The sequence below is a fragment of the Aeromonas sp. QDB11 genome (genome assembly GCF_027705265.1).
In the GTDB taxonomy this organism is placed as follows: domain Bacteria; phylum Pseudomonadota; class Gammaproteobacteria; order Enterobacterales; family Aeromonadaceae; genus Aeromonas; species Aeromonas allosaccharophila.
Map to the genome: position 1 here is coordinate 1 of NZ_JAPDBM010000150.1, position 1,916 is coordinate 1,916.

General features: G+C 35.5%; 1 protein-coding gene. It reads right to left on the reverse strand.

The window, feature by feature from the left end; all coding sequences use genetic code 11:
- Positions 1 to 139: 139 nt before the first annotated feature.
- Positions 140 to 1,072, reverse strand: coding sequence for a Kiwa anti-phage protein KwaB-like domain-containing protein (locus tag OKC40_RS22265; RefSeq protein ID WP_270797009.1), 933 nt, complete (start codon positions 1,070 to 1,072; stop codon positions 140 to 142).
- Positions 1,073 to 1,916: the final 844 nt, after the last annotated feature.

The following is a 1,916-nucleotide window of genomic DNA, read 5'->3' on the forward strand; positions in this document are numbered from 1 at the left end:
ATCTCGCACCTCGATAACTGTACGTAAGATCAGTATAGTTCGTGGTAACTGACTGCTAATCATGGGTAATCAGGTATAAAAATGTTGAAATATCACTTGTCATCAGTAATAACTTATCAATTTAATAACGATTACTTTTCTAGGGAGATGTAGTTATGCTTTCCGTGCTCTGGACATCGTAAATTCTACCTGAAAAGTGAGATTTTAATCTGTGGTCGAGTAAGGCTTTAAATATATCGGGGCATGTTTCGATAGTCGGTGTAATTTTGCCGTTACTATCAATATTTATGTTCAATCCGAAGTTTGAATATTCCGCCCTTAGATTATCCATAAAAACAGGGTCTAAATAGTTTTGTTTTTGTCGAATTGCAGATGCCCGGCGAAGTTGAATAGCATTATTTCCGACGTATGTTTTTAATATATCCACGCTAGTGAAAATATCACTAAATGTCGACTCTGAAAGTAGGTCTGAAAAATCAGCTGTATGCGCAGCCTTGTAATTAACTATAGACTCAAAATGACGTTTATTAGAGATAAAGAGATGGTCGTTACAAATGAAAAAGTCAAAGTTTTTTGCCAAATTAAAAGTTGGCGAGTCATCAATTTCTAAAATATTAGACCTGAAAAGGGTGTTAATTGCTCCACTGCGTTTCTTTGTTTTCCAGCTGTCATCAGATTTCTTTACACAGTAGAGATTGCCAGTCGGACAAGAAAACTTTACTGCATAAAAAGCTGCATTTTGCATTTTTTTAATGTTTGTAACTTGCTTTGCTGGTGTTTGATCTAACGACTCTGAGATAATTATATCCGCATGTGTTTCGATAGTCGGAATTCGTAAAGCGCTGCCCTCATTGTTTTGAGCCAGCAAGCTATATTCTATAGTTTCAGTGATGGCCTGGCGACAAATATTAGCTGTATCTTTTAATTTGGTGATAACATTGTCGCTTAAACTAACCCAGTAACTACTGAGTTTTATTTGAGGGGGCTGTCCAGTAGTTGATTTTTTGAAAACCCATAAATTGACTTGAGAGTTTTGAATGTCAAAACTATGAAAATCATTAATATTTGCCACGGGCTATACCTTTTTGATAATTATGTCTTGAATTGTTTCTATTTCACTGATCTTATTTGTTTCAAATTCTACACACCCCAGGGCCTTACCTACTAAGTCGTTAGAGCTACCTATGAAGCTGTATTTTACTTCGTATAGCTTCCATCCAAGTGCAATCAGTATTGGGTTGAGTATTATTTGGCCTGACTTGTATGATAACCAGAAAAGCCAGATAAGGAATATAAGAAATCCAATAAACTTACTTGTCTCTGAATATTGAATGCTCATGAAAGAGACGATGTACGGTAATACATAGTTCATTAGATCAGTTGGTATGTGCTTTACTTCTTTAATTAGAATTTTTTGTGATGGAGTTTTAATCTTTAGCGTGATAACCGTTATGATGAAGCAAATTAAACAAATGAGGAAAAAACCGATTGATAAAGTTGGGTTAGAAAATGGGATTTCACACTTGCTAATCTGAGTGATGGGTTGCGAACAAAAGTTGGTTTTCATCATATCATATTTAAAATCTTGAGATAAAAGAATCATGCTCAAAGGTAAATATGAACCAGTGAATATTATACTTGCAGGGATTAGTCTTAGTTCCATAGTATTATCACGTCAGTTACAATATGTGGATAATATATAGGCTATTTATAAACCTAGTTTATTTGTGTATATATTTTTTTAAAAAATATAGCTACCGCACGGGGTTACAGCTCCCCGAGTGCTGCTTTTAACCAGATTGAAAATGGGTAAATCATGGGCTGACCTCGGCTGCTTTTGGGTAACTGTTCACCCAGATGGCATTGACAGGAAAAAGTGAGACGATCATCCCTTGATCCACTGTTGCCCCTTGCCT